This is a genomic window from Crocosphaera watsonii WH 8501 (assembly GCF_000167195.1).
Taxonomy (GTDB): Bacteria; Cyanobacteriota; Cyanobacteriia; order Cyanobacteriales; family Microcystaceae; genus Crocosphaera; species Crocosphaera watsonii.
This window is the reverse complement of record NZ_AADV02000243.1, coordinates 1-4599: the sequence shown is the minus strand read 5'-3', so window position 1 is coordinate 4599 and position 4599 is coordinate 1. Positions and strand designations below refer to the sequence as shown.

Genomic DNA, 4599 nt, shown 5'->3' with positions numbered 1-4599 from the left:
CGTGACCGAAGACATAGTAATTTTTGGATAGAACTTTATGGCTCTCTTTGGATTCACGCTTGGGAATTTTGCTCTGATTTTATTTCAATTATGATGAGCAATAATCCCCAGAAACTCAACAATTATAAAAAAGGGTTACAAGCCATGTCCATAATAGATAAGACGGCTTAATTCCCCTATTTTATCTTAACATAAAATAACCAGTGGAAGATGATTTATTTTAGATGTAACTATCCAAAATAAACCAATTTTTATTATTTAATAAAAACTAATATTGCCCAAGGGGTTGATTTTGAGCATGAACCCTGTGGGGGGGAGGACGGTGTAACCCTCCTCCCCCCCACACACACGGCAAGAATGATTATCATTATTGTTTATTCTCAATAAGCCCTCTAGTTTTTGACAATTTATAGAGCGATCGCCACGGCTGAAACCCTCTTTCAATCAGGGTTTTAACGGGCTTGTCACCCCGTGAGTAATAAAAGTTTCATATTTTACTTGACTTCGGTAAAATTACATCATTGAGTTCTAGATATTGGGAGAATAAACCATCAATACTTGCTAGTTTGGCTTGAGCAACTAAGGCTGTTGCAATGATAATTCTATCAAAAGGATCTTTATGAATAGGAGATAAGTTGACAGCACAAGAGACAATCTTTGGCGTTATGGGAAATAAACTGATCCCTGATGGTGTTAAAGCTTCTTCCAGCCATTTTTCTGTCTCACAAGGTAATTGTAGTCTGCCACGTTTTTGAGCAAGTGCGATCTCAAAACAGGAAACCGGGGACACTCCTACTTGACTAGCAGTTTCTATCTTTTCTTTCCATTGCAAAGGAAAACGATCAAACTCCAAGTTAATCCACCAAAACCAGATATGAGTATCCAGAAGAATTATTTCAGACATTCCCAGTCTTGATCATCTACTATAGGACTAATGATATCACCGAATGTTTTTCCTTTCCCTGCAATTGTTGCTGAGGGAGTTCGATTTTTCGATGATACTGTAGTTTGTTCTAGCACTGTTACTATAATACGGGCTGATTTAACAGATGGTGCCTCTGTTAACCATTTTATTTGACCATTTTCATAAATAGCTTGATATGTGTTTGACATGGTATTGTCCTATTGACAGGGGAGATGGGCATAATAATATTATGCCCCTACAACATATAAATTTTATAATTCGTAGGGGTTTAACACTGTTAAACCCAACACGGTTAAATACAACACCATCAAACCTATTTAATATTAAAACCATTATTAATAATAGTTTTTGTGGGTTACGATGGATTAAAAATTGATCCGTTAGTTTCATGATTTATTCCCATCTAACCCACCCTACGAACTAGACTGTACTAGCCAAATTAAAGAAGGTTGCATCATGAAATTCTGATAAACCAGAAGGATCAACAAAACTCACGACATCCCCAACAGATTCAAAAATGGAAGTACCCCCTTCGCTTAAAATAATCTCTTCAGCAGCAATATCTACTTCTAACTCATAACCCAGAAACTGAGCGGATAACTCATCATTGAGCAAAGTATGGTTAATATTCTGAATGCCGCCAACATTTAATTCATCGTCAGCAAAAACCAGTCCCAATGCTTCACTTTGGAAATCACTATTTGTCAATTCATCATAAGGATCAGAGACAAACACATCATAGCCAGCAAATTGACTTGTGGTATTGGTGGTACTATAACTTCCAGAGAAAACAGAACCATTTCCTACATAAATATCCTTCTGATTGAAACCACGGCGAATCTGATAACCTCCGTGTATAGCACCGTCATTATTTTCATCGGTAGCAGCACTAAAAATAATTCTTTCTTGTGGGATGTAATAAAAGGTTGTATAGAAGTTGCCATCGTGTTGAAATTGGGTTTCACGAGTTATCTGATTGTAGGCAATGGTTGCTTGGGGAGTTGCGGTGGTATTTCCCATTGCATCAATTAAAAGAACTTCTGTTGAGTTCATTCCGTTAACAACAGATACCATGCTTTCTTGGAAGGGGTCATACATTCTTGTGGAAGGAAGAACAGTAGAACTGATATAAGCACCTTCACCGCTATCATTATCTAAGAATAATTCATGATAAGATAAATTCCATCCATTATTGGTTAAAACTCCATAGCGAATGTTATTTCCTGGTGATTGAACTCAAAAAAATCCCCCACTCCAACTAAAGTCAATTCTCACCAGTTGTCCATTATAATTGCGCAATTGGATATAACCAGCCGTGGGATCTCCTTCATCCACAGCTATTCCATTTTGTTCCCAATCACGATTACTGCTGAAATTATACCCTCCTGCCATACCTGGTGCAGTAGCTTGATGAAGGATGCGATCATTATATATCGAGATAAAATTAGGATCCCAAGATGCTTGAGAATCAACTAATGCTTGCTGATGAGCAGCAATTTCATCTTGATTAAGAATACTCGAACTTAAGTTAAAATTGTCACCAACATGAAAAATCTTCAAAAACTGTCCATTTAATTGCGGTACAGATAATGTCATGGTTTAACTCTCCAATTTTCAATAATTAACTTTTGCTTTTTAGGCTTAATGCTTGATTTTTCTAGGAAAAGTTAGGGAACTTTAATTTGCTTTTATATTAGCATAGCTTTTCTTTTTAAGACCTGAATTGTAACACAGTCTTCTAGACTTTAAAATTAAACCTATGATTAATAATTGTTGTGGTGGGTTACGATGGATTACAAATTAATTAGTTAGTTTGAGCATTTATCTCCAAGATAGGCATAATATTATTATTCCCCTACAAAACATCAATTTGATGTATGGAAAAGTTAGTAGTCAAGGCTTAAGCCTTCATGATGACTATATTTCTCTTCCTCAAGGACTAACTACAAACTTACGTTTATTTGTGCCTACCTACTTAATAATTACATGATAACTGATGTTTTTTGTTGTAAGTAGGAGTTTCGCATTGTACATTATTACTACAACTGAAGCCCGAAATTCCGTTGTTTGAGGGAATTGGCGTTGCCAAAGGCACTCGCGGAGCGAGACCGCAAATAAAGCATCCAAAAACCAGAGTGAGTCAGAAAATTGTATCTCTTGATACTTTTAATATCGGATGCACATTTCAGATTTTCTGTCAATGCGAAACTCCTAGTAAGTTAATAAATAGGGGTTGACAAGTTCCGCCCCGTAGCCGTAAAATACTAAAAGTAAGCTTCATAATCGAAATCTGTGCAATTTTAAAATTTGATTTAATATTTTCATTATGAGACATATATCATTAAAATGATAATATGAAGACAGCTAGTGCAGCTTGGCGAAAGTAATCCACCAGATTTTTACAGAAACTTTCGTGACTAGCCACGACAATGTGTTTCAATGAAACTAACGGAAGAATCTCGAAGTTGATGTCCATGATAAAAGCATTGCCAATTAACCTCTCCAACCTACAGAAAACAGTACTCCAACAAATAGTGAGAGGGACAACAAACCCCTATCGCCTTGTTAGACGAGCCAAGCTAATCTTAGCCGCAGCATCAGGAGAGAGCAATAGTTCGATTAGTCGAAGATTAGAATTAGACCGAGTACAAGTGCGTCAGTGGCGATCGCGATGGTTTGAGGAGAGAGAAAAACTGAGTGCCGCCGAAGAACAACAGGTAACGGAGAAAGCATTAATGGTCTTGATCAAAGGAATTTTTAGCGATCGCCCAAGACCTGGAACAACAAAATCCTTTACGGTCGAACAAGTAGTCCAGATTGTAGCGATCGCTTGTGAAGAATGTGAAAAATCAGACAGGCCAGTGAGCCATTGGACACCTTCAGAGTTGGCGGATGAAGCCATAAAAAGAGGAATTGTCGAAAAGATTTCCCCCCGTAGTGTGGGGCGTTTTTTAAAAAGAAGCGACATTACAACCACATCTCGTTCGTTACTGGTTAAATGCCAAAATTGATGATCCCTTAAAATTTAAAAAGCAAGTCAAATATATCTGTGAACTTCATCAAGAAGCTAAAACTTTGTTAGAACAAGGAATTCATTTAATTAGTACAGATGAAATGACAGGGATTCAAGCTCTTGAGAGATTATTTCCGAACAAAAGAATCAAGCCTAAACAAGTAGAAAAAATCGAATTTGAATATGAAAGACACGGAACTTTAAGCTTGATTGCGAACTGGGATGTGGCAAGAGGAAAAGTTGTTAGTCCCTCTATTGGACCGACAAGAACAGAACAAGATTTTTCTGAACATATCCAGAGAACGATTAAGATTGATGAAAAAGCAGAATGGATTTTTATTGTAGATCAACTCAACACTCATAAATCGGAAAGCTTAGTCAAATTAGTAGCAGAAAGCTGTGGAATTACTATTGATTTGGGAAGAAAAGGAAAGGAGGGGATTTTGCAATCTATGGACAGCAGAGCAGATTTTTTATCAGATGAATCTCATCGAATTAGCTTTGTTTATATTCCCCAAAATACATCGTGGCTTAATCAAATTGAGTGTTGGTTTTCGATCTTAGTCAGGCGTTTACTCAAAAGAATTACTGTCCGTTCAACTGAAGAACTATCCCAAAAAATTCTCAATTTTATTGATTACTTTAATCAACATTTTGCTAA

At 36.7% G+C, this 4599-nt stretch carries 6 protein-coding genes; 2 read left to right on the top strand and 4 right to left on the bottom strand.

Annotated elements, in window-relative coordinates:
• Positions 1–487: 487 nt before the first annotated feature.
• The 4 genes from CWATDRAFT_RS29900 to CWATDRAFT_RS29885 form a co-directional block, all read right to left on the bottom strand.
• Positions 488–904 carry a type II toxin-antitoxin system VapC family toxin gene (locus CWATDRAFT_RS29900; protein ID WP_007308463.1) on the bottom strand — a complete coding sequence of 139 codons (417 nt, stop codon included), beginning with the start codon at positions 902–904 and terminating at the stop codon, positions 488–490.
• Positions 892–1113 (bottom strand): hypothetical protein, encoded by a 222-nt coding sequence (locus CWATDRAFT_RS29895; protein ID WP_007308462.1) that lies wholly within the window; start codon positions 1111–1113, stop codon positions 892–894. The genes CWATDRAFT_RS29900 and CWATDRAFT_RS29895 overlap by 13 nt, the downstream gene beginning before the upstream one ends.
• A gap of 232 nt (positions 1114–1345) precedes the next feature.
• Positions 1346–1999: a hypothetical protein gene (locus CWATDRAFT_RS29890; protein ID WP_232287239.1), complete on the bottom strand. Its 654-nt coding sequence runs from the start codon at positions 1997–1999 to the stop codon at positions 1346–1348.
• Between the two features lie 162 nt (positions 2000–2161).
• On the bottom strand, positions 2162–2521 hold the full coding sequence (locus tag CWATDRAFT_RS29885; protein ID WP_007308460.1) for a hypothetical protein: 360 nt from the start codon (positions 2519–2521) through the stop codon (positions 2162–2164).
• Between the two features lie 833 nt (positions 2522–3354).
• On the opposite strand from CWATDRAFT_RS29885, the gene CWATDRAFT_RS29880 reads away from it, so the two are divergent.
• Both CWATDRAFT_RS29880 and CWATDRAFT_RS29875 read left to right on the top strand, forming a co-directional pair.
• A complete protein-coding gene (locus CWATDRAFT_RS29880) occupies positions 3355–3936 on the top strand; it encodes a helix-turn-helix domain-containing protein (protein ID WP_007306893.1) in 582 nt (193 codons plus the stop codon).
• Between the two features lie 64 nt (positions 3937–4000).
• The coding region (locus tag CWATDRAFT_RS29875; RefSeq protein ID WP_042712893.1) for a transposase at positions 4001–4599 on the top strand (599 nt) is incomplete at its 3' end.